A 1,586-nucleotide genomic window follows, 5' to 3' on the forward strand; every position below is an offset into this window, starting at 1 on the left:
AGGCTCCCGTAGCCAGTCGGTCACCAACGGACTAGCAAGCGGGGTCGGCCCATCTGGTACCGGCATCCTGATGGGTCGGGCGGAAGCGCAGGTCATACCGCCCGCTCCAGGCGCCCCAATTCGCCCAGGCGCTGCTGGCGGGCCTCCGACCGAGCGAGTCGGGGCCTTGCCCCCGGTTCTTGGACACGGGGTGGGATTACGCCGCTGACGGGAGCGTAGCGGCGGTGAAGGCCTCGTAGGCGATCGGGCTGCGGTAGCCGCACCAGGAGTGGCGTCGGCGTGTGTTGTACCGGGTGAGCCACCGGAAGACCTGCCGGCGGCAGGTGAGCTCGTCGGGCCAGCATGCCTCGTCTTGGAGGACCTCGCGCTTGACGGTCGCGTTGAACGCCTCGGCGAGGCTGTTGTCCGCGCTCGTGCCCACGGCACCCATCGACTGGGTCACCCCGAGCTCGGCACACAGCTTGGCGAAATCCTTTGAGGTATAGACCGACCCGTGGTCCGAGTGGAAGATGGCCCCGGCGAGGCTGCCGCGGGTCGCCGCGGCCGCCTGCAGGGCGTCGAGGACGAGCTCGGTGCGCATGTGGTCCGCGACCTGCCAGCCGACCAACCGCCGCGAGTGGCAGTCGATGACGGTGGCCAGGTACAGGTTGGTCCCGTCCGCGATCGGCAGGTAGGTGATGTCCCCGACGTAGCGCTGGTTCGGCGCCGGCGCGGTGAAGTCCCGCCGCAGCAGGTCGGGCACCTTCTGGTCGGCCGGCTCCGGGATCGTGGTGCGCACCCGGCGCCGGCGCCGGTAGCCGCGGATCTGCTCGGCGCGCATCACCCGCGCGACCCGCTTGTGGTTGACCCGCTCGGCCTGGCCCGCGCCGTCGTTCAGCTCGGCGGTGATCCGCGGCGCACCCATCGTGGAGTCCTCCTCGTGGATCGTCCGGATCCGCTCGGCGAGCTGTGCGTCGGCCGCGGCCCGTGCCTGCCGCGCCGGGGCCGCGGCCTGCCACGCGTAGAACGACGAGCGCTCGACCTCGATCAGCTCACACAACCGCTTCACCTCGTAGGCGTGCTGGTGGTCGGCGACGAACTGGAAGCGGTTCACCAGTTCGTCTCCCCGGCGAAATACTTGGCCGCCGACCGGAGAATCTCACGCTCGGTCGTCAGCTTGGCGTTCTCCGCCTCCAGCTGCGCGACCCGCGCCTGCAGCCGGGCGGCCTGCTTCTCGGGGGTCTCCGACACGGTCGAGTCGATGCCGGCCGAAACCGTCGAGGAGGAGCGTCGGGTCGTCAGCGGGGTGCGGGTCAACGTCCCGTTGGCGGCCGTCTTCTTGCCGGTCCCGTACCGCTCGAGCCAGTGCCGCAAAGTGCCCCGCTCGATGCCCAGGTCCTCGGCGATGCCACGCACCGTCGCACCCGGAGTGGACTCGTACAAGTCAACGGCCTGACGACGGAACTCCTCGGAGTAGTTCTTGCGGGCCATGGTTCAGAATCATCTCGCTTCCCCAGCAGATGCTGGATTCAGCGTGTCCAAGAACCAGGGTCAGGCCCCACGTGGTCGAGGCGGCGTACGCCGCCTGGGCGGCCGACCAGCAGGCC

At 69.9% G+C, this 1,586-nt stretch carries 1 protein-coding gene; it reads right to left on the reverse strand.

Features of this window, described 5'->3' with window-relative positions; translation table 11 throughout:
* Positions 1-196 precede the first annotated feature (196 nt).
* Positions 197-1,470 (reverse strand): IS3 family transposase gene (locus ABWV20_RS09595; protein ID WP_353354863.1). Its coding sequence is split into 2 segments (ribosomal slippage): positions 197-1,110 and positions 1,110-1,470, totalling 1,275 coding nucleotides; the frame shifts between segments, so codons are not numbered across the junction.
* Between the last annotated feature and the right edge of the window lie 116 nt (positions 1,471-1,586).

Origin of the sequence: Intrasporangium sp. DVR, from assembly GCF_040365325.1 — a bacterium.
GTDB lineage: Bacteria > Actinomycetota > Actinomycetes > Actinomycetales > Dermatophilaceae > Intrasporangium.